This is a genomic window from Pseudomonas sp. GM25, from assembly GCF_000282255.1.
GTDB classification, from domain to species: domain Bacteria; phylum Pseudomonadota; class Gammaproteobacteria; order Pseudomonadales; family Pseudomonadaceae; genus Aquipseudomonas; species Aquipseudomonas aphyarum.
In genome coordinates, this window is the sequence record NZ_AKJQ01000043.1 from 142,455 (window position 1) to 163,447 (window position 20,993).

The 20,993-nt window shown below is 58.6% G+C and carries 15 protein-coding genes; 2 read left to right on the top strand and 13 right to left on the bottom strand.

Annotation, left to right across the window (positions count from 1 at the left end):
• Positions 1-175: 175 nt before the first annotated feature.
• The 9 genes from PMI24_RS17610 to PMI24_RS17645 form a co-directional block, all read right to left on the bottom strand.
• On the bottom strand, positions 176-544 hold the full coding sequence (locus PMI24_RS17610) for a hypothetical protein (protein ID WP_045121806.1): 369 nt from the start codon (positions 542-544) through the stop codon (positions 176-178).
• 120 nt (positions 545-664) lie between these two features.
• Entirely contained in the window at positions 665-1,102 is a 438-nt protein-coding gene (locus PMI24_RS28935; protein WP_081493575.1) for a hypothetical protein, read from the bottom strand.
• A 15-nt stretch (positions 1,103-1,117) separates the two neighbouring features.
• Positions 1,118-6,001: an RHS repeat-associated core domain-containing protein gene (locus PMI24_RS29635; protein WP_007956206.1), complete on the bottom strand. Its 4,884-nt coding sequence runs from the start codon at positions 5,999-6,001 to the stop codon at positions 1,118-1,120.
• Positions 5,998-6,741, bottom strand: a complete 744-nt coding sequence (locus PMI24_RS17620) for a DUF4123 domain-containing protein (protein WP_045121799.1) — start codon at positions 6,739-6,741, stop codon at positions 5,998-6,000. Before PMI24_RS17620 ends, PMI24_RS29635 begins: the two co-directional genes overlap by 4 nt.
• On the bottom strand, positions 6,731-8,773 hold the full coding sequence (gene tssI / locus PMI24_RS17625) for a type VI secretion system Vgr family protein (protein ID WP_007956218.1): 2,043 nt from the start codon (positions 8,771-8,773) through the stop codon (positions 6,731-6,733). Before tssI ends, PMI24_RS17620 begins: the two co-directional genes overlap by 11 nt.
• A gap of 130 nt (positions 8,774-8,903) precedes the next feature.
• Positions 8,904-9,419, bottom strand: a complete 516-nt coding sequence (locus PMI24_RS17630; RefSeq protein WP_003226246.1) for an Hcp family type VI secretion system effector — start codon at positions 9,417-9,419, stop codon at positions 8,904-8,906.
• Positions 9,420-9,733: 314 nt separating this feature from the next.
• Complete coding sequence (hglS, locus tag PMI24_RS17635; RefSeq protein WP_007956221.1) at positions 9,734-11,119, bottom strand: 2-oxoadipate dioxygenase/decarboxylase HglS; 1,386 nt, start codon at positions 11,117-11,119, stop codon at positions 9,734-9,736.
• Positions 11,120-11,230: 111 nt separating this feature from the next.
• A complete protein-coding gene (locus PMI24_RS17640; RefSeq protein WP_007956226.1) occupies positions 11,231-12,169 on the bottom strand; it encodes an alpha/beta fold hydrolase in 939 nt (312 codons plus the stop codon).
• A gap of 16 nt (positions 12,170-12,185) precedes the next feature.
• Positions 12,186-13,640, bottom strand: coding sequence for a flavin-containing monooxygenase (locus PMI24_RS17645; protein ID WP_007956228.1), 1,455 nt, complete (start codon positions 13,638-13,640; stop codon positions 12,186-12,188).
• A 190-nt stretch (positions 13,641-13,830) separates the two neighbouring features.
• Between PMI24_RS17645 and PMI24_RS17650 the strand changes: the two genes are divergently transcribed.
• Positions 13,831-14,904, top strand: coding sequence for a diguanylate cyclase (locus PMI24_RS17650; RefSeq protein ID WP_007956230.1), 1,074 nt, complete (start codon positions 13,831-13,833; stop codon positions 14,902-14,904).
• A gap of 84 nt (positions 14,905-14,988) precedes the next feature.
• Complete coding sequence (locus PMI24_RS17655; RefSeq protein ID WP_007956237.1) at positions 14,989-16,224, top strand: M20/M25/M40 family metallo-hydrolase; 1,236 nt, start codon at positions 14,989-14,991, stop codon at positions 16,222-16,224.
• A gap of 88 nt (positions 16,225-16,312) precedes the next feature.
• Here the strand turns inward: PMI24_RS17655 and PMI24_RS17660 are convergent, their stop codons facing one another.
• From PMI24_RS17660 to PMI24_RS17675, 4 genes are all read right to left on the bottom strand, one after another.
• Entirely contained in the window at positions 16,313-17,182 is an 870-nt protein-coding gene (locus PMI24_RS17660; RefSeq protein ID WP_007956238.1) for an isocitrate lyase/PEP mutase family protein, read from the bottom strand.
• A 160-nt stretch (positions 17,183-17,342) separates the two neighbouring features.
• A complete protein-coding gene (gene astA / locus PMI24_RS17665) occupies positions 17,343-18,377 on the bottom strand; it encodes an arginine N-succinyltransferase (RefSeq protein ID WP_007956239.1) in 1,035 nt (344 codons plus the stop codon).
• Positions 18,378-18,432: 55 nt separating this feature from the next.
• The gene (locus PMI24_RS17670) at positions 18,433-19,449 is read right to left on the bottom strand and encodes an arginine N-succinyltransferase (RefSeq protein ID WP_007956240.1); all 1,017 of its coding nucleotides are present in this window, start codon (positions 19,447-19,449) and stop codon (positions 18,433-18,435) included.
• Positions 19,450-19,567: 118 nt separating this feature from the next.
• On the bottom strand, positions 19,568-20,917 hold the full coding sequence (locus PMI24_RS17675) for an APC family permease (protein ID WP_007956241.1): 1,350 nt from the start codon (positions 20,915-20,917) through the stop codon (positions 19,568-19,570).
• Positions 20,918-20,993: the final 76 nt, after the last annotated feature.

Genomic DNA, 20,993 nt, shown 5'->3' on the forward strand with positions numbered 1-20,993 from the left:
AATCAGATTGAGAGGTTGGTTTTGTGTGAGATATAACGGATTTGCTTTTCAGGATGAAAAGAGGTGAAAGGGGGCAGGTCCAAGGTTTATTTTTTCAACGAAGAATAAATCCGAACAATAAATCTGTCCCCTTAGACTGGTCCCCTTTGACTGGACTGGTTCCCCTTTGGATTGTTTACCAGAGATCAATTCGGCCGCATTTGAACTCGATTAGGTCGCCAGTATTTATGCCGCCGGGTAAGTAGTCATCGATTAATAGTTTTATTCCACCCACGGCCACCAGGTGCTCTGATGCATTTATTACTCTGGCAATTACTTTTCGAGATAGCCCAGGTTTCTCTGTGTTCCAGATCCCTACTGCCGACTCGATTTCACAGATCATTGCATCTTTTAACGAGAAAATATGCAGTGGCTCATTTATGGTTTCTCCAATATTCGCACTGCATGGCTGAGAAAAGGCAATGCAGGTAAAGTTTCCGTCACTGATCTCAACTTCCGCCTCAGTCGAGTCTCTGGATATCCAACTGATGTCCTTAATTAACATGTCTATTGCTCTGTCTTTAATTCGTAAGGAGACTTCCATCCGACCTAAATGAAAAGGGGACAGATTTATTTTCTTTAACGAAAAATAAATCTGTCCCCTTTGGCTTCTTTTGTTGTGTTATCAAACGCTGATTGATATTTCTAAAATAGTATTGGCGTTGTTTTGTGAGCCGTCCGCTGCTGGCTGGTTCTTCAATGGTTCGTGTGCATACTTTATTTTTACCTTTGCTCCTTCTTTATAGAGGGTTTTGTCATCTTCATTGTTTGCATACATTCCTTCTGTATGGATTTTTTGTTCTGTGGTTATGATGTCTATCGTATTCTGTTTTTCAATGTTGTCTTGGCCTGTGCGATAGACTTTTACAATCGTTCCTTCAATTTCTGTTTGAGGGATTGCATTGTTTTCTATGTTGGTCCACCACTCTTTCGATCCAAAAAGGCCGTATGTGCCTTTTAATCCTAAAAGTGGTTTTGAGCTGTTCAGTGTTAGAGCTTGTACTTTTTCCATATATGCCGGGTTCGTATTGAGCTTTATTGCTAGATCGTAGATTTTTTTCACTGTTATGGTCCTGAATTAATTTAGTTCTTCGAATTTTATGATGTTGGTATTGAAGGTATCTAGCGCTTTCCCGCTTCCAAGCCCTGTGTTGACAACGCCATTTCCATTGTTTACATGAGCCTTCTTTTTCCCTTCTAGCTTAAATAACGCATTTTCTAGCGTCCACCCCTTTTTTGCCTGCTCCATATCGGGGAATAAAGGCGCGGTGCCTTCGTTTGCGGTCACGCCGATTTTTTTCAATTCGCCCATCGTTCCAGGCTTAGTCGTGAACCGCACAAGCTTTCCTGAATAACCAGATGAGTATGCTTGTGAGGGAGATATAAATGTTTCACTTGTTGGTGGGATTTCACCTGTCGCTTTGAGTTCTTCCAAGTGCTCGGGACTAAGAGTTCGATAGTATATTTCGTTTCCGTAAGCATCTGTCTCAAGCGAGGGGCTTAAGGGGTTTTTTGAAGTTTTAACCGGTTTGCCAATTTCTCCCGCAGGTGCACTAGATGCTCCAGGGCAATCAATTTTTCCTGACGTCCAGCCTAACGGATCCACCCAGCCGGTTGGGTTAGGTACGTACTGGTAGTTGTTCAAACCACCTGCCAGCTTGATCGGGTCGGGCGTCAGATATCGTCCGATGTTGGGATTGTAGTAGCGGTGCCGGTTGTAATGTAACCCTGTCTCCGCATCGTAATACTGACCCTGGAATCGCAACGGGTTGTCGATTTCGCTGACGTCCAGCGCCGCGAGGTTGCCGTACGCGCGGTATTTCGCGGACCACATGATTTCACCGCTGTAGTCGGTGAGTTCCTGCGGTGTGCCTAGGTGATCGAGCTGGTAGTAGAATGGCGTTGCCTTACGCGGGCCTTCACCGTCGAGCATCGCCAGCGGGCGGAAGCTACCGGGTTCGTAGATGTAGGTGCGATATCGGTTGTCGCCGCTTTCGGCGATCAGGCGTTCGCCTTGCCACAAGAATTCGGTTGTGTGGCCGTCGACGGTTTTCTCGATGCGGCGACCGAAAGCGTCGTACTTGTAGGACGCGGTGCTGCCACCCGGCAGGCTCGCGCCGATCAGTCGATGCTGGCAGTCGTAGCGGTATTCGGTGACGAGTTTCTGTCCGGTGCCACGGCGTTCGCGGATCAGGTTGCCATAGGCGTCGTAGTCGTAGTGGCGGTCGCCTTGCATCAACAGGCGGTTGCCTTTGACGTTTGCGAGGTTGGCTGTGCCTTCGTTGTTCTGGCCGAGTAGGTTGCCGGCCGGGTCGTGGGCGAAGGTTTCCGGTGTCGCGCCACGCACGCTGGTCAAGCGGTCCAGCGGGTCGTAGTGGAAGCTGCGGTTGCCCTTGCGGCTGTCATCGATGCCGGCGAGGTTGCCGTTGGCGTCGTAGTTATAGCGACGCTGGAACAGGTTTTTCTCGCGCTGGCTGACGCTGTGCGCTTGCAGGCGACCTTGTTCGTCGTACTGGTATTGGCTGAGCAGCAGTCCTTGTTGGCGTTGCTGTTCGCGACCGGCGCTGAATTGGTGGCTGGTCAGGCGTGAGCCGTTGAGATCGATACTGCTCAGACGTCCGCCGGACAAATGACGGTAGTCGAGTGTGCTGCCGTCGGGGAGGCGGCAGTGACCCAGTTGTCCGACGCTGTCGTATTCGTAACGTGTGGTGCCCCAGCCCTGATGCTCGGTGATCAGGCGATCCTGCACGTCGTATTCGTAGGCCAGCGGCCAGTGTCCGTCGTCGACATTCACCAGACGGCCAAGGGCATCGTACCGGTAGTGAATTTCTTCGCCATCGGCGAGGGTTTTCACCAGCAGTCGTCCGGCAGCGTCTCGCTGATACTCGGTGACCAGTTCGCTGCCGTCGTCGCCGAATTCGGTTTTCTTCAGCAACTGGCCGTTGAGGTCGTATTCGTACGCGGTGCGGCGGCCGTCGAAACCGGTTTCCTGCTGGATCAGGCCATTGGCGTAGTAGTCGAGCTTGTAGTGCTCGCCGCGTTCGTTTTCGATTTCAGTGAGTAGCAGTCCGGCGTTGTCGTAGCGATAGCGCAATTGGCTGCCGTCGGAATTGATGCGGCGGCTGACCAGATGCAGGTTGTCGGCGTATTCGTAGCGGGTGATGCGGCCGAGCTCATCGCGTTCGGCGGTGACGCGTCCGTACGGGTTGTAGGTGAAAGCACGGGTGGCGCCGCCGGGGAGGGTGACCTGAGTCAGGCGGTCGACGGCGTCCCATTGGTAATGGGTGATGGCGCCGAATTCGTCCTGGCGGGTGATCTGCCGTCCAAGTGCATCGTAGCGATACTTGCGCTGACCACCGTCCGGAAGACGTTCCTCCAGCAATTGACCGAGATTGTTCCAGCCCAGTTGATGGCGACTGCCATCAGGGTGATGAATTTCCAGCAGCCTGCCTTGGCGGTCGTAGCTGTAGCGGGTTTCGTTGCCCTGCGGGTCGATTTGCTGGGTGATGTCGCCTTGTTGATTGCGGTCGTACTGCCAACGGGCCTTGCCACGTTTGACTTCAATCAGTTGCCCATCGAAGTAGTTGTAGAGGGTTGGTTCTTCTTCCGGCGGGATGACAGCCATCAGTCGTCCGGCATCGCTGTATTGATACTCGGTGATGGCCCCCATTGGATCTTTTACAGCAACCAGACGTCCCTGATCGTCATAGGCATTTTGCGTTTCAGCACCATCGGCAGCGGTTTCACTGATCAGCCGTGCATTTTCGTCATGCACGTAAACCTGTTCACTGCCATCGGCGTTGTGAACCGTAACTGTGCCTTTGTCATCCCACTCGTAGCGAGCTTCCAGTTGCGAATAGTTGGCCCAATGACGTACGCAACGGGAAAGTTTGCCTTCACGTTCCCATTCCCAGAAAAAACTGGCGCCACCGGCCAGTTGTCGCTCGAGAATGACGTGCTGATCGTTGTAGCGGTAATGCTCGGTTTCCCCTGCGGCATTGGATGCCGAGACCAATTGGTTGCGAGCGTTATAGCGGTAGGTGACAAGGTTCTGAATGGTCAGCCAAGGATCCTGACGCTCACCGCGCTCGTCATACTCAGAACGCTGCTGTTGCTGATCAACGGCAACGATATGGCGATCGTCGTAGCGCAACAGCAACGCGCGGCCAGCACCGTTATCGATGCGCTGGATCCGCCCCACCAGGTCATAGCTGATATGCACCTGATTTCCGTAAGAGTCACTGACCGTCGTCAGGCGGTCTGCGCGGAAATGATAAAAGCGTGGTTTTGCTCCTGCTTGGGTGAGGATCAGTTCACCCGGCGCGCTACCCAGATAAATCGCCGCCTGAGCCAGACTGTTGGTAATGGCTGGCCGTTGTTCGGTCGGCATCGGGAAGCGGGTCTGACGGTTTTCGTTATCAGTCCACAACACGCCTTCATCGTTGATTTGCAGGCGATGGGATAGGGAGTGGCTCCAGCCATGGCCGAGACGCCCGTCGATTTCAACCGCGCTGCTGCGATAGAGACGTGTCCATTCAATGGGTAGCAGCCCACCCAATACGCCGTCAGTGAGCGTCAGCAATTCCTCGCCGGTAACCATCGATACCGGTTCACCGTTAGTGCAGGTCTTATCGGCGCACTGAGCAGGTTGATCCGCCGGGTTTTTGGGCTGGTCGGGCGCGTTGTCTACTTTTTCCTGTTGTTGAGCGCGGGTGCGGTTTTCCTTCTTGCCGCGTGCATGAATCTGCGCATCCGTCTCTACAGCACCTCCGGAAACGGGCGGTTTTTTCTTTGGTGGTGTAGCGGTCTCTGCGGGTTTTGGAGGCGCGATTTCTACGCTCGCCTTTCTCGCCTGGTTCAGTGGCGAATTGCCGTTGAGCATCAACGGTTTCGCCGTATCGGCGTGTGCTGTCGCATTCTTCTTGCTGATCTTCATCAGCATCGACGTGAAGTCTTCAATCAGTGCCATGACCTTGCCGCTGTTCCTTGCAGCATTAAGGCCCTTGGTGCCAATACGGACGGCCAAACCGATCCCGCCCGTCAAAACAATACCGATCAGGATGTTCAGCAGTACTTCCGTAGTCAGTTCTGCCAGCACTTCAGTGCAGGTCTGCGGAGGCAGCATTTTGACCCACGCTACGATAGCTGCGACGTAGATCCACATAAGTGGCTCGTCACTGGCGATCAGCAGGGCTGTTTGAATGGCTTCTTTTGAAGCGTTATAGATCTTCTTTATCTGTTCTTCGGTGAAGAATTTTTTGAGTTTTTCGTAGTTTTCCCGAGGGTGTGCAACCAGGTCGTAGAGACTTTTGATGTCCCCCCACAGCCCCATGATCGCCTTGAGGAACCCCTTCCACGCCGACTCCAATTGCTGCAATGCCCGTCCAGCCATGGATGCATTGGTATGCGCTTGCCAGAGTGGCAGAAAATCGGTGGTCCACTCTGTTTGCAGCCAGCCGCTCAGGTCCCCGATTACGCCTTGATAGGAGTTGAACAGGCTATCGATCTGAGCCTTGGTGGGATTCGGGAAAAAAGTGATTTCATATTGCTGATGCGGTTTGAGGCCTGTGACCTCCAGAATCCCGCTTGGACCGATTTTGACGTTGATCGGTTGACCGACTTCGTTCTTTCCGTAGAGCTTGCCATTCTCCACCGGCACCAGTCGCACCGGCGTATTGCCGATAGGTACAAAACGCGCAGACTCAAAACTATGTACAAGTTTGAGTTTGCCGTTGGCAGGGCAGTTGGCATAAAGGGTATTTTCCTTTTTGCTGTCTTTGTCCGCCGTACCGACTTCGTCACCGACCTTGAACTGTTGCTCTGCATCCAGAATGCCGCCGTACCAGGCTTCGGCATGCTCGCGATAATCCTTCAGGCACTTCTTGAAGTCGCTGATGATGGCCTGAGCATCAGGCTGTTTTGCATTGAGATTGGCAACAATCTCACCCATCAAAATGCTCATACAGCCACCTCACTTTCCAGATGGGCCTTCAGCAGGCCGGTAAAATTTTCTTCCGTGAGTGGCGTGCGTTTTACGAAGCGCGCCACTTTCTTTTGCAGGTTCGATTCCGGGAACGAAAAGTACAGGTCGGCATGCTCTTCCTGCAGCCACTGCATCATGTTGCCGATCACGGTCGACGGGTTTTCTGCCATCAAGCTGTCCAGCAGATCTTTCGGCACCTCCCACCACGGCCAATCCTTCGCCTTCGGCACCACCCTCGGCCCGACGTCCAGGCTCCGCCCATTAATCAGATACCGCTCAAACACCGGCAACACTTCCCCAGCCGTCTCACCCAGCCCTTCAAGAATCGGATAGATATGCCGCCCATCCCAGAACCGGAAAAACACTTCGGTCCCGTCCGGCATCTTCACTTGGGTCAAGCTGCGCAGATGTTCGAAAACTTCGTTGGGCTCCGAGCGGGAGACCGCCAGCCAGCCCCAGTCGAGGGCGTCGGTTTCGGTGATCCAGGGCAGGAAGGCCGAGTTGGCCTGGAGTTCGGCGACGTATGGCATCACCGGTTGCCAGGTGGAGTAGGGCGTTCCACCCCAGACGGGAATGGCCTGGACGGACGGTTCGCTCTGATACAAGGCCTTGAGCGCTTCTGCATCGCTGGCAGCGCTGATGACCAGATACAGATGTTCGTCTTTCTGCAGCGGCTGTTGTGTCAGCCAACCCTTGGGTGTCAGTCGATTAGATGGCACAGGCACCTGCCTTACACTTCTCACACTCTTCACAGAACGGCGCATTACGTTTGAGGGTGTTGATTTGCGCCGGCGACAGTACGGCGCCAGCCTTGTCGGCATCCGCCTGCTTCAGCACGCCCGGCATCAACGGTGCAGCACCGGTGCCGCTGCCCGGTCCGCCGCCGGAGTTGATGTTGATCGCCGGCCCGCTCATGGTCACGCCGCCGCCATCGATCTTGATGAAGCTGCCACCGCCGACCAGCGTCAGTTCGGCCCCGGCTTCCAGCACCACCTTCATGCCACTGCTCAGGTGAATTTCCTGGCCAGCGTCGATGAATTGCCCGGTGCCGATCTTGATGTGCTGGTTCACGCCCACGGTCAGGTGGTCGTTGGCCCGTGCTTCGACTTTGCGGTCTTCGTAGACGGTGTGGTGTTCTTCGGCTTTGAATTCCGTGTAGCTGTTCTTTTCCACGACGTCGTGGCGTTCGTTGCCGACGCGGATTTTCTGGTCGTGTTCGATGTTCTCGTCCCAGTCGCGCTGGGCGTGGAGGAAGATTTGTTCCTGGCCTTTCTTGTCTTCGATGCGCAGTTCGTTGAAGCCGCCACCGCCCATTGAGCTCAGGGTCTTGAAGGTGGTGCGCGTCTTGTTCGCCGGCAGGACGTAGGGGACGGTGTTTTCCTTGTGGTACAGGCAGCCGCTGATCAGCGGCTGGTCGGGGTCGCCTTCGAGGAAGGTGACCAGCACTTCCATGCCTATGCGCGGGATGGCGATGCCGCCGTACTGGGCGCCGGCCCAGGCGGAAGACACGCGCAACCAGCAGCTGGTCTTGTCGTCGGCCTGACCTTCACGATCCCAGTGGAACTGGACTTTGACGCGGCCGTATTCGTCGCAGTGGATTTCTTCACCCTTGGGCCCGGTGACCACTGCGCTCTGGCTGCCGAGGATGCGCGGTTTCGGGTGGCGCAAGGGCGGGCGGTTCGGCACGTCCCATGGGGTGGCCTGGAAGCGGTTGCGGTAGCCCTGATGGAAATCGTCTTTCAGCGCGGTGGTGTCACTGGTCACCGACTCTTCCAGCACCTGCGGCTGCTTGCCTTCGTGATGGACTTCGGTGAGCAGCCACAGGTCGTTCCACTTGGCTTTCGGGTGTTCTTTCAGCGCGAGGAAATGGCCGCTGACCAGCAGCGGCTGGTCGCTCTTGCCTTCGGCGAGCTGGAAGTCGCTGCGATGACGTTCGAGGGCGCGTTTGGCCAGGTGCTTGCCGCGTTCGCGGTCGATGAAACGGCCGGGGTAGTCGTAGTCCTCGAGGTCGGGCAGGGCGTCGCCACGGTTTTCGCTTTCGAGGGTGATCCGCGGTTTTTCGAAGTCGTAGTCGCGGCGGGTGGTGCGGCTGGTGCGGGTTTCCAGGCGCAGGTCGAAGCGCTTGATCACCGGGTCGCTGGCGACCATGCCGGAGTCCTGCTGATAGGCCACCGGCGCCAGTTTCTTAAACACCGTCTGGTCATCGCCGAACACCAGTTTGTGCGCCGTCGCGCTGTGCTGGAAGTGGTAGTGAATGCCTTCTTCTTCGCACAGGCGCTGGATGAAATGCAGGTCCGATTCGTCGTACTGCACGCAGTAGAGGCGATCGGGGTAGATCGAACCGGTCTGAAACTCATAGGCGTTGCCCTGGATGCCGTGTTCTTCGAGGACCTTGCCGATGATTTTCGGCACGCTGAGGTTCTGGAAGATCCGCTGGTTGATCCGGTGGGCGAGGTACGCGAGTTGCGGGCGCAGGGTCACGGAGTAGCGCGTCAGGCGCTTGCCGGAATCGCCTTGCGCGGCGCGATAGATCAGGCCGTGGATGCCGCTGCCGTCGGGCGACAGTTGCAGGAAGGCCGGTTTGTGCAGCAGGGTTTCGAGGTCCAGCGACGGCTGCTCACTGACCAGCTCCACCTCGAATACGAAAGGCTGGCTGACGGCTTCCCGACCGGTGAGGGTAAACACCTGGAAATCGGCGGAAAGACCTTCGATGGTCAGGGCAAAGTGGGTTTCATTGGCCGGCGCGAACATCCCTTGTTCCTCGTGCTGCATACGGCGTGTGTCGACGACCGCCAGGCGGTTCAACGCACGCGAAATTCTGGAGGGGCGTAAACAACATCGACCAGCAGAGCTGGCCGATGCTTGAAACGATCAGCCGTAATTAAACGACTGGAGCACGCCAGTCATCGGAACCCGAAGTACCGGATACTTCGTGGGTCCAGGTGATTTTGCGGTAGGTGAACTGCACTTCTTCCAGGTGGGTGAAGTGCGAGTTGCCTGGATCCTGGCAGTTGTGCATTTTGTTGTTGATGGCGACGATGATCGCGTCTTCCAGTTTGGTGGTGTAGTAATGCTCTTGGGTACCTTGAGCCGAAGTGCGGTACCACTGGATAACGATTTCGCTCATGCGCTCGCCGGAGGTCAGAGCAGCTTGCAGCAGTGGCGAAGCCTTGTCGTAGACCTTGGTGATGATCACTGGCTTGTGAACGCGCTGACCGGTTGGCTGACCGGATTGCGGGTCACGCGGGATGATCACGTCGTGGCTGAACGCCTGAACCATGACCTGGTCTTCGTGACCTTCCTGGTAGGTGTTGCCAACGGAGTCGGCGGTGAAGGCGCCGGCAGTGATCAGGCCTTGTTTTTCGCCGGTAACCGACATGTACGCTGGTGTTGCCATGGGATGCTCTCCTTGCGGATAAAGTTAGGGTGCCCGGGAGGCGAAATCGCCCGGTGGGTGGCTGACTGTTATCAAGGAGCGTGCCAGCTTTTGGCACATGCCCGGGAGCTGGGGACTTCGCCGCTCTGTTTCGCGGCTTTGAGCGTTTTTTGAACAGCGAAATGGCTGGAAGTGCGCAAGAAGTTGCGCAGTACTGCGCAACTTCTTGCGCACTTGGCTGGAGGCCTTGAAAAACATGGCCTCCAGCGGAATCGGCGAGCGTTTTCAGGGAGCAAGTGCGCAACTTCTTGCGCAGTATGGCCAATCGCCTCTTTTCACGCGGATCGGGCGATTGTAGTGAGGCATTCCTCGATCGAGCGTTGCTGGGTTTCGGCATACAGGCTCAACTCATCAATGGTCGAACGCCCCAACGCCAGTTCGAACGCCCGGCGGTTGGAATGCTCGCCATAGTGCGTCTGCGCTGCGTCTCCCAGGTTCGACTGAAAAATCCCCGCTGCACTGACCGGCAGGAAATCTTCGTACACCAGCGGTTCGGCTTTCACATAGCCGTCGCGCAACAACGCTTGCAGCGAAAAATCAGCGGGACGACCCGCCGTCAGCCCTTTGTCTGTCAGGAAATAACGGAAGTACGCCAGTTCCTGCTCGCGCATGCCCTCGAGGCTGTCAGGGAATTCGCTGAAATGCTGGGTCATCAGCGCGTTGTAGCGTGAGGCATTGGCTTCGTTGGGGAAATCGCCGAGTTCATCGCGCGCCGCGTTCAGCAGGCGGTCGTAAAGCGCGCGGCCCTTGGGTGTCAGCGCCGCGCCACGCTGTTCGATTTCGCCGAAACGGGCGCTGTGGCTGCCGCGGGTTTGCGTCTGGTCGGTGAAGGCGATTGGCTCATCCAGCGCCTTGAAACTGGTCTGACGCAACAGGATCGGATGCTGCCGACGCGGTGGACCTTCGATCACCGCTTTGGGCGTTATGCCGTGCAGCGGCATCTGTGCCTGGACGATGTCGATGTCCAGCGTGCGCGGGGTCAGGTGGTTGATGTGCGGGCCCTTGAAGGCCACGACATCGGCAATCAGGCGATGCTGGGCGCTGAGGGTCTGATACTGCGCGGCGGTGACGGTGGCGCTGTGATGCCAGCGAAAAGTCTCCAGCGCTTGCAGGACAAATTCCCCGGCCTCGGATTCATTGAGGCCGCCAGCGGACTCGGCCTGTTCGATCAGCCTTAGCGCCGAAGGTGTAAAGATCGAACGCTTATCCAGCACCGATTCAGCAAAGGCTCGCAGCTCGGGGTCTTCAATCAACTCCAGTCGCAGCAACGAAGTGAACACCCTGAACGGGCTGACCTGCAGCGCCTCTTCATGCACCGCGCGAAATGCCGTGGAATGCACCGGCACCCCGGCAGGTGTCAGGTCGTAATAGCCTACCGGTTGCATGCCCATCACCGCGAACAGGCGGGCGAGGGTGGCCAGTTCAGCGGCGGTGCCGACGCGGATTGCGCCGTGGCGCTCCATGTCCAGCCGTTCGATTTCGCCGGTGCTGTGCAGTTGGCTGGCGATTTGCGGCTCGCGTGCGAGCACGTCGCGGTTGGTCTGTTCCACCAGTTCCATCAACGCGCCGTACAGCGGCACTTCTTCGCGGTACATGTCGGACATCGCTTTGGAGAAGCGTTGGCGGATCAGGTCGGGGCTGACGAAAGGCTGCACGGTCATGAAAAAAATTCCTGGCACGGTCACGTAAAGGATGTCGGAAAAGATCGCAGCCTTCGCCGACGCGGGCAAACGAAGAATCCTACGAACTTCATTCTGCCAACGACTGACCGTTTACCTGTCCTGACGCGAATTCTCCCCCAGAAACTCCCGATACAGACGTGCTGTGTTCGACGGCTGTTCGACCATCGGCATATGGCCGACGCCATCCCAGACATCGACCCGCAAATTGCTGATGCCTTTGCTCCAGACCGGCACGCTGCTGACGTCGATCAACCGGTCCTTGCGGCCCCAGAGCAACAGCGCCGGGCACTTGATGTCCGGCAGTTTCGGCTCCATCGGCGGGCTGGCGCGAAAATCCCGGAAGATCTCTTCCAGTTCGTCGCGGCATTGTTCGTAGCGCTGGGCGATCGCGTCGAGCACCAGACCGGGCACCCACGGTGGCGAGGCCATGGTCATCGCATAGAAACGTCGGAATTCTTCCCGGGAATTGATCAGAAACGGATTGTGCCCACGGGCCAGATGGCGCTCCATGTCGCTGGCTTCGGGCGCAGTGACGCCGGCCGGGTCGATCAGCGCCACCGAAGCGATGCGGTCCGGGTAGGTCGCCGCCAGCCACGCGGCGATGTAACCGCCCATGGAGTTGCCGATCACGTGGACCTTCTCGACGCCGCAGACGTCGAGCAACTGAATCATGCGCTTGGCCTGCACCGGAATATCGTAACCGCCGCCGGCCTTGAAGCCGGTTTCACCATGACCGGCCAGATCCGGGATGATCACCCGGTACTGCCCGACAAAATGCCGGGCAAAGCGCAGCCACAAGTTCTTTTCGGCGCTGTAGCCGTGCAGCATCAGGATGCTGCTCGACGCTTCATAAGGCCCGCCTTGCCAGGTCGACACGGTCATTTCGGCAATCGGAACTTCAATCTTGTGCAACCGGTACAGCCTGGCCTCCAGGGCCGCGCTCAGATCGTAGAGCCAATGGCCGACCGCCGGGTAGCTCAACCAGCTCCAGGCCACGAAAACCGCGAGGGCGACAAACAGCAAAAGCATCGTGGGTCTTCCTTGTTCAAGACAGAATGTGGTCGGCCGGTTTCAGCGCCCGGGTCAACCGGTGGTAGCTGAAACTGAAGCCGGGGAACATCGCGATCACATGACCGCTCCTGCTTTGATACCAACTGTGGCAGCCGCCGGTTTTCCAGACCGTTCGTTCCATCTCCCGATGAATCATCTGAGTGTAGGTACGTTCTGCTTCGGGGCGAACTTCGATGCTGCGCAGACCTTTGGCCTGCAAGGTGCGGATGCAGTCGAGGATGTAGTTCATCTGCGATTCGATGATGAACAGCGCCGAGGTGTGGCCAATGCCGGTGTTCGGCCCGGTGACGATAAACAGGTTGGGAAAGTCCGGCAGACTCGTGCCGAGGTAGGCGCGCGGGTATTGCGCCCAGACATCGCGCAGTTGCACAGCGTTTTTTCCGCTGACGGGGTAGGAAATCACGCCATCGGTGGCGTCGTATCCGGTCGACCAGACGATCAGATCGACGTCGATGTGCTGGCCGTCCGTGGTGACGATGCCGGTTTCGTCGAGCCTGGCGATTCCCTGTTCGCGGCTGTGCAACGTGACGTTGGGCCGGGTCAGCGCCGGGTAATACGTGCTGGAGAGCAATACCCGTTTGCAGCCGATGGTGAAGTCCGGTGTCAGTTTTTTCCGCAACTCGGGGTCCGTCACCTGGCGTTTGAGAAACTTCAGAGCCTGGCGCTGCACCATGTGAATCGCCGGTTTCGAGTATTTGAAGGCGATGACCCGGGTTTCGAACTGCCAGTAGATCATCCAGCGCAGCAGTTTGTAGGCCGGTTTCAGACCCAGCAGCCAACGCTGGAACCGCCCGAACGTACGGTCGGCCCGGGGCAGCACCCAGTGCGCGGTGCGCTGAAACACGTGCAATTGGGAAACCTTCGGTGCAATCGCCGGAATCACCTGAGCCGCACTGGCGCCGCTGCCGACAATCGCTACCCGTTTACCGTGATAGTCGTAGCTGTGATCCCAATTGTTTGTATGAAAGGTCTTGCCCTGAAAGCGATCCTGGCCGGGGAAGTGTGGGATAACCGGTTGGCTCAGTGGCCCGGTGGCATTGATCAGGAACTGCGCATAAAAAATGCCTTTGGTGCCGGTGTGTACGGCCCAGCGTTTTTCGGTGTCGTCCCATTCAACACGCTCGACGTTGGCCTCCAGTTCTACCCGATCACGGAGGCCGAAGCGTTCGACCACATGGTCGGTGTAGCGGTGCAGTTCGGCCTGTTCGGCGAACATCTGCGTCCAGCGGTACGGCGCAAACGACAGCGAATACAGCGGCGACGGTACATCCACCGCTGCGCCGGGATAGGTGTTCTGGCACCAGGTGCCGCCGAAAAAGTCCCGGCGTTCCAGCAAGCGAAAGTCGTCGATACCGGCCTTGAGCAGATTGACCGCCGCGCACTGGCCGCCAAAACCGCTGCCGATGATCAACACTTGGTAGGTTTGCATGGGCCTCCTTCTTAGAGTCTTTTTTCCATTTTCCTACTTTCATGTATAGCCAATCATTTGCCCGCCGTGTGGCGGTAATGACGGGGTATTCGGCCCGCTGGCCGGTGATGGCTATTTAACGTCGCCCTGATAGACTCCCAGCACATCCGGTCTGCGGTCTGCGCAGTGCCGTCGAGTGGTCGAGGCCCCTATGGGAAGAACGGGAGGAAAGGGACTTTCACTGGCCAGGAGGCTCTATACATCGCGAACCCTCGGGCTGGTCCTGGGGCTTTTGTGCGTGAGTGTCGCGATGTACCCGCTCGACCCGCCGGCCTGGGTCTGGGCGCTGATGCTGTACAACGGCCTGGTCTGGCCGCACCTCGCGTATCAATGGGCCCGCCGGGCGAAGGTTCCGTACCACGCTGAACACCGCAACCTGTTGATCGACGCGTTCCTCGGTGGCTTCTGGGTCGCCGCCATGCACTTCAATCCCTTGCCCAGTGCCACGACCATCTCGATGATGGCGATGAACAACGTTGCCATCGGCGGCCTGCGTTTTCTACTGGCCGGGGCCGCGGCTCAGTTGCTCGGCGTCGGCGTTGGACTGGTGGTGTTTGCCCCCGCGTTCGTCCCGATGACCACGCCGGCACAGCTCTATGCCTGTCTGCCATTGTTGATGCTGTATCCGCTGGCGCTGGGCTGGATCTGCTTTCGCCAGGCCTACACCCTCGGCCTGCATAAACGCGAATTGCTGGCCCTGAGCCGCACCGACAGCCTGACCGGTCTGCTCAATCACGGCGCCTGGAAGGATCAACTGGAAATCGAATTCGAACGTTGCAAACGTCAGCAGACCGGTGCCGCGATTGCGCTGATCGACATCGACCACTTCAAGGCGATCAACGACACCTACGGGCATGTGGCGGGCGATATCGTCCTGCGCCAGCTGAGCAAGATGCTCAAACAGAACCTGCGCATGGCCGATGTGGCGGGGCGCTACGGCGGCGACGAATTTTGCGTGATCCTGCCGGACTTGCCGCTGTTCAACGCGGCGCAGGCGATGGAAGCCTTGCGTGAGCGTTTTTCCTTTCTGGTGTACGAACAGAACCCGGCACTGAAAGTCAGCCTGAGCATCGGCCTGGCGGCGCTCGATCCGGTTCACGGCGACGCGACACGCTGGCTCGATGACGCCGATCAGGCGCTGTACGAAGCCAAGGCCAGCGGTCGTAATCGGGTGATCTGCTGCAGCGACGACAAGCCACGGCGCGAGGTATTCGATTCGGTTTGAACGGATCGGGTGTCGCATCCGGGATAGAGCCTTGGCGCGATGTCAGGTACGGTTCAGTACCCGACACGAAACAAGGATTGATTCATGACGTTCAAATTCCCTCGTTCCCTGCTGGCCGCCGGTCTCGGCCTGACTCTTTCTTTCGCCACCGCTGGCGCCTTCGCCGAACCGCACAAACAGGTGCTGGCCGACGCCGAGCAATACAAACCCGAAGCCCTGAAACTGCTCGAACGCCTGGTCAATATCGACTCCGGTTCCGGCTATGAACCGGGGATCAAGCAAGTCAGCGACATCGCCATCGATGAGCTGAAAAAGCTCGGCGCCACCATCGAACTGGTGCCCAACACCCCGGAAAAAACCAACCACGTACTCGCAACGCTCAAAGGCACCGGCAAGGCGAAAATCCTGCTGATGGCACACATGGACACGGTGTTCAAGGAAGGCTCCGCCGCCGAGCGACCGTTCCACATCAAGGACGGCCGCGCCTACGGGCCGGGCGTAATGGACGACAAGGGCGGGATCGTCGCCGGCATCTACGCGCTGAAAATTCTGAAGAACCTCGACTTCAAGGACTACGCGCAAATCACCTTCCTGCTCGATGCCAGCGAGGAAACCGGCTCGGACGTCGCCACCGACCTGATCAAGAAAACCGCCAAACTTCACGACGTGACCCTCAACCTCGAACCGGGCCGCCCGGCCGATGGTCTGGTGGTATGGCGCAAGGGCAGCGCCACCGCGCTGGTCGAGGTCAAGGGTAAAGCCGCCCACGCCGGCGTCGCGCCGGAACTGGGGCGCAACGCGGCGATGGAAGCGGCGCACCAGATCCTGCAACTGGGCAAGTTGGGCGACGAAGCCAAGAAAACCACCATCAACTTCACCGTGCTCAAGGCTGGCGATCGCACCAACGTGATCCCGGATCAGGCCACGGCCAAGGCCGACGTGCGGGCGGCGGTGCCGGAGGAATTCGACCGGATCGAAAAGGATCTGGCGCGGGTGTCGCAGGACAAATTGATCCCCGATACCGAAGTGAAGACCTCGCTGCAACGCGGCTTGCCGCCAATGCCGCAGACGGCGGAGTCGGATCGTTTGATGGCGATGGCCCAGGGGATTTACGGTGAGATTGGCCGCAAGTTGACCGAAGAAGGCAGCGGCGGGGCGGCGGATGCGAGTCTGTCGGCCGGGGTTGGGACGCCGACGCTGGACGGGTTCGGGATTGTCGGCGGCAACATTCATACGCCGGAGGAATACGCGGAGGTGGAGAGTGTGGCACCGCGGATTTATCTGTTGTCGCGGATGATTATGGAGTTGGCGAAACGGTAACGGCAGGCAGCGGTTTCGCGGCGGGCGCCATGCGAGTGGACTCGTGATGGCGTCGGGCCGCTCTGCCTCTTTGTAGCGTGTTGCGAGGTTACTCTTTGACGCTCATGTATTCCTTGGCCCAGAGGATGTATTCCTCAGGCTGGGTGTAGGTGTGGGTCAGTTCGGTGGCGCTCAGGTCCGAGGCCTGGGTGAAGATCTGGCGTTGTTCGCGCAGGCTGTCGTAGGTCGCCTTGATCGCCGCGAAGTAGGCACCGTGGCCATCGATGGTCACGCGCACACCCAGTTCGGCCAGGCGTTTGTCGTCACGCAGTGCCGGGTTGCCGTAGGTCACCAGCATCAGCGGGACGGTCAGGTGTTCGGCGATCTGCTCGAGCTGATCGAAGTCCTGAATCCCGACCATGCAGATACCGTCGGCACCGGCGGCCTGGTATTGCTTCGTGCGGCTGATGATTTCCTGGTTCGGCAGGATGCCGGCGTTAGTCCGGGCGATGATTGCCATCTCCGAATCGACCCGTGCTTCCAATGCCGCGCGGATCTTGCCGACGCCTTCGGCGACGGTGATCAGGTCGGTGGATTTACGGCCGAATTGAGCCGGCAGCAGGGTGTCTTCGATGGTCAGCGCGGCGACGCCGGCGCGTTCCAGTTCGACGATGGTGCGCATCACGTTGAGCGCGTTGCCGTAGCCGTGGTCGGCGTCGGCGATCACCGGCAATTGGGCCACGCGGCCGATCCGGGTGGCCTGTTCAGCGAATTCGCTGAGGGTGATCAGGGCAAAGTCCGGAGCGCCCAGGACCTGCAACGAGGCGACCGAGCCGCCGAGAATCCCTACTTCAAAACCCAGGTCAGCGGCGATGCGGGCGGACATCGGATCGAACACCGAGGCGGTGTGATAGCAGGTGTCGGAAGCCAGCAGCTGACGGAAGTTACGGCGCAAATCTTGATGAGAAAGCCTGGTCATACGAGTTCCACCAATACAAAGGAATGGAAAGGCTTGAGCAAAGGTGTCAACGCCGAAGGTGAAAAGGCTATCACGCCAATGGGTCAAGGATCATGACGAATTAACGAGGAAGTTAACCAGGAAAATCCTGTTCAGGCTTTCTTGTTGCAGGCAGAGGCGCTCAGGCCGCCACCGCCTGCTGCTGTTGATTGGGCAGCGGCACCGCCCGCACCGAGTTGCCCGGCTGCAATTGCAGGCGCTTGGCGGTGAGGCGATCGATCACCAGACTGCTGCCGACCCTACGTCCCGGCGCGACGGTGATGCGGCAGTTTTCCAGACGGCGGTTGTGGATCAACCACAGCGGCGCCTGATCGTCCGGCGTGCCAATGCTCAAGGTCAGTTCCAGGCTGTCGCGCACGGTGCGGATGCTGCGGATCGGTGCTTCGATCACCGGGCCGCCGTCGAAGATGTCGATATAGCCTTTGTGAGCGAACCCCTCGGACTGAAGGATTTTCAGTGCCGGCTCGGTGTTGGGGTGGGCCTGACCGATAACGGCCTGAGCCTGTTCGGTGAGCAGGCAGGTGTACAGCGGCTGGCGCGGCATCAGTTCGGCGATGAAGGCCTTGTTGCCCAGCCCGGACAGATGGTCGGCATGGCTGAAGTCCATCTGGAAGAAGTGCCGGCCCAGACTGTCCCAGAACGGTGAGCAGCCTTGTTCGTCGGCACTGCCGCGCAGTTCGGCGATCATTTTCTCGCCGAACAGGTGCGGGAATTCGGCGACAAACAGCAAGCGTCCCAGCGACAGCAGGCGACCATTGCTGCCGTGGCGCTGGTCGTGGCGCAGGAACAGCGAGCACAGTTCCGATTGGCCGGTCAGTTCATTGTTGAGGAACAGCGTCGGGATCTGCCGCTGGATGCCCAGATCCGGCGCCGAGCTGACGGTCAGGCCGACCCGATAGTTGTACCAGGGCTCACGCAGGCCGACGGCCCCGGCCAGGGCGCTGACCCCGACCACTCGCTGCTCGTCGTCTTCAAGCACGAACAGGTAATCGGCATCGGCCCGCTCTACCTGTTCGGCGAAGGCGCGTTGGGCCCAGCGTACCCGGTGGGCCAGGCGATCTTCGTTGGCGGGCAGGGTGGTGAACCCCGGCCCGGCCTGTTGCACCAGCGTCATCAACGCTGGCAGGTCGCTGACTTGGACCGGACGGACAATCATGCTGCAACTCCTTTTGCGCGCCTGCTCGGGCACTGTCGTTGGGTAGGGGCGCGGTTCACAGGGCGATCAACCGGATCGTGCCGCCAGCGCGGACGTTGAGCGCCGCGCACAGGGCCGGGTCAAGCCCCAGGGGCTGACCGGGCTGGAAATCCAGCTCGGTGACCACCGCCCGAAAGCCATGTAGAGCATCGTTGCTCACCAGATAGCGACCGCGAGCATCGATCAGCGGTTCCTCCTGAACCGTGACTGTCTGGCTCTGCGCGATCGAACGGATGTTGGCGGTGCGGGCATACAAGGTCGGGCCGGCATCGAACAGATCGATATAGCTGTTGGTTTCAAAACCCTCGCGCTCGAGGATGTCGAAGGCTTCCTGGCCGTCCGGGTGGATGCGGCCGATGCAGTCCTGCGCCGCCTGCGGCAGCATCGGCACATAGATCGGGTATTGTGGCATCAGTTCGGCGAGAAACGTACGGCTCTGCAAACCGCACAGGCGTTCGGCCTCGACGTAGGGCAGGTCGAAGAAATGTTTGCCCAGCGCATCCCAGAACGGTGAATGCCCTTGCTCGTCGCTGTAACCGACGATTTCGGTGATCACCGCTTCGGCAAATCGCGGCGCGTGGGCGGCTATGAACAGCAGGCGTGCCCGCGACAGCAATTCGGAAAACGGCGTGCGCACCAGCGCTGCGTCGATGTGAAAACCGCGCAGCAGCGTATGCCCGCTCAGGTCGTGACACAGCGACAGCGCCGGCACGCCGTGCTCGATGTTCAGCTCCCGCGAGGCACTGGTGAAGTGGCGGTTGCGCAGGCTGTAGAACGGCTCGTTGAAACCTGCGGTGGCGAGGATTTCCGAGCAGCCGACCAGTCGATGGCTGTCGATGTCTTCCAGCACGAAGAAGTAGTTCTCCGGGCCCTGAGCCGCCGCATCGCTGTCGAACGAGGCGCAGGAGGCGGCGATTTTTTCGCCCAGGTGCTCGCTGTCGTCCGGCAGGGATGTGACGCCCACCAGGCTGTCGCGCGCCAATTGTTGCAATTGAGGCAGGTCGTTTGGCTCGACTGGGCGTAAGACCAGCATGGATGCACTCCTGTATCAAAAGGTTCGGCCCATTCGCCGAACCTGACTATCACTGTCGGTTTCCACGCGTTAAAGCGGCGGTCGCCTGATTTGTTGTCAGACGCCGCTCTTTTTCTTGTCAGCCATTGCTCGGGTCTGGCAGCGCGGTACTGGCGCCGAGCTTGTTCAGGAAGAACAGGTACACCAGACCCAGTGCGATCCAGATCAGGCCGAGTTTCTGTGCATCGACGCCCATGTTGTACATGATGGCCGCGACGATGATGAAGCCGATCACCGGGCAGATCAGGTGACGGATCACCTGCCCGGATTTCTGCCGGCGCCAGTAGTAGTTGATCACGGTCAGGTGCAGCAGCATGAAGCCGCTCAGGGCGCCGAAGTTGACCAGCGAAGTCAGGGTGTCCACCGAATTGATGAACAAGTAGCAGATCACCAGCGACAGCACGGCCACCAGATAAATGCTCAGGTACGGCGTGTTGTGTTTCGGGTGCACCTTGGCCAGCACTTTCGGCAGCTTGCCGTCGCGGGCCATGCCGAACAGCAGGCGCGAGACCGCAGCTTGCGAAGTGATCGCCACCGCCACGCCCCAGGCCAGGGCCGTGGCCACGCCGGTCAAGGTTGCGAGCCAGCTGCCAGCGGCGATTTCGGCGATTTCATAGAACGCGGTGTCGGCGGACTTGAAGCCCATGCCGGCTGCCAGATCGGTAGCGATCCAGGTTTGCGCGACGAAAATCACCCCCATCACCACCAGCGTGATCAACGCCGCTTTGCCGACGCTTCGGCCCGGGTCGCCTTTGATCTCTTCGGCGAGGGTGGAGATCGCATCGAAACCGAGGAACGACAGCACCGCAATTGACACCGCTTGCATCAGCAGGGCGAAGTTGAAGGTTTCCGGGTGATACAGCGGTGCAAGGGTCAACTGGCCGTTGCCGCCACCGCTGTGCAGGGCATTCCAGGCGTAGAACAGGAAAATGCCCAGCACAACGAGTTGCGCCAGCAGGAACACAATGTTCATGCGCGCGGTAAAGGTGATGCCGCGCAGGTTGACGAAGGTCGCGCTGACCAGAAACGCCAGAATGAAGCCGACTTTCGGGATGTCCGGATACAAATGGTTGAGCGCCATCGCCGCATATACATAAAGCAGCGGCGGAATCAGCAGGTAATCGAGCAGCATCAGCCAGCCGGCGATGAAACCGACGTGTTGATTCAGGCCCCGTTGCGCGTAGGAATACACCGATCCGGCAATCGGAAAGGCCCGGGCCATGCTGCCGTAACTCAGCGCGGTGAAGACCATCGCCACCATGCCAATGATGTACGCCAGAGGCACCATCCCCGGTGCCTCGGCGTTGACGTAGCCATACACGCCGAATGGGGCGATAGGGATCATGAAGATCATCCCGTACACCACCAGGTCGGTCAGTGTCAGGCTACGTTTCAACTCCTGTTTGTAGCCGAACTCTTCTATTTCCATGAAGCGCAACTCCTTGTCAGCCAATCGGTCGTTTTAGTTGTTATATCGGTCCGTCGTTTACAGCGTCAGCAGTGGT

What these genes read in the sequence shown, in the direction of transcription:
- PMI24_RS17650 (WP_007956230.1), top strand. Translation starts at nt 13,831, where the DNA reads ATGGGAAGAACGGGAGGAAAGGGACTTTCACTGGCCAGGAGGCTCTAT.
- hglS (WP_007956221.1), bottom strand. Translation starts at nt 11,119, where the DNA reads ATGACCGTGCAGCCTTTCGTCAGCCCCGACCTGATCCGCCAACGCTTC.
- PMI24_RS17630 (WP_003226246.1), bottom strand. Translation starts at nt 9,419, where the DNA reads ATGGCAACACCAGCGTACATGTCGGTTACCGGCGAAAAACAAGGCCTG.
- PMI24_RS17655 (WP_007956237.1), top strand. Translation starts at nt 14,989, where the DNA reads ATGACGTTCAAATTCCCTCGTTCCCTGCTGGCCGCCGGTCTCGGCCTG.
- PMI24_RS17675 (WP_007956241.1), bottom strand. Translation starts at nt 20,917, where the DNA reads ATGGAAATAGAAGAGTTCGGCTACAAACAGGAGTTGAAACGTAGCCTG.
- PMI24_RS17640 (WP_007956226.1), bottom strand. Translation starts at nt 12,169, where the DNA reads ATGCTTTTGCTGTTTGTCGCCCTCGCGGTTTTCGTGGCCTGGAGCTGG.
- tssI (WP_007956218.1), bottom strand. Translation starts at nt 8,773, where the DNA reads ATGTTCGCGCCGGCCAATGAAACCCACTTTGCCCTGACCATCGAAGGT.
- PMI24_RS29635 (WP_007956206.1), bottom strand. Translation starts at nt 6,001, where the DNA reads ATGAGCATTTTGATGGGTGAGATTGTTGCCAATCTCAATGCAAAACAG.
- PMI24_RS17670 (WP_007956240.1), bottom strand. Translation starts at nt 19,449, where the DNA reads ATGCTGGTCTTACGCCCAGTCGAGCCAAACGACCTGCCTCAATTGCAA.
- astA (WP_007956239.1), bottom strand. Translation starts at nt 18,377, where the DNA reads ATGATTGTCCGTCCGGTCCAAGTCAGCGACCTGCCAGCGTTGATGACG.
- PMI24_RS17645 (WP_007956228.1), bottom strand. Translation starts at nt 13,640, where the DNA reads ATGCAAACCTACCAAGTGTTGATCATCGGCAGCGGTTTTGGCGGCCAG.
- PMI24_RS17660 (WP_007956238.1), bottom strand. Translation starts at nt 17,182, where the DNA reads ATGACCAGGCTTTCTCATCAAGATTTGCGCCGTAACTTCCGTCAGCTG.
- PMI24_RS17610 (WP_045121806.1), bottom strand. Translation starts at nt 544, where the DNA reads ATGTTAATTAAGGACATCAGTTGGATATCCAGAGACTCGACTGAGGCG.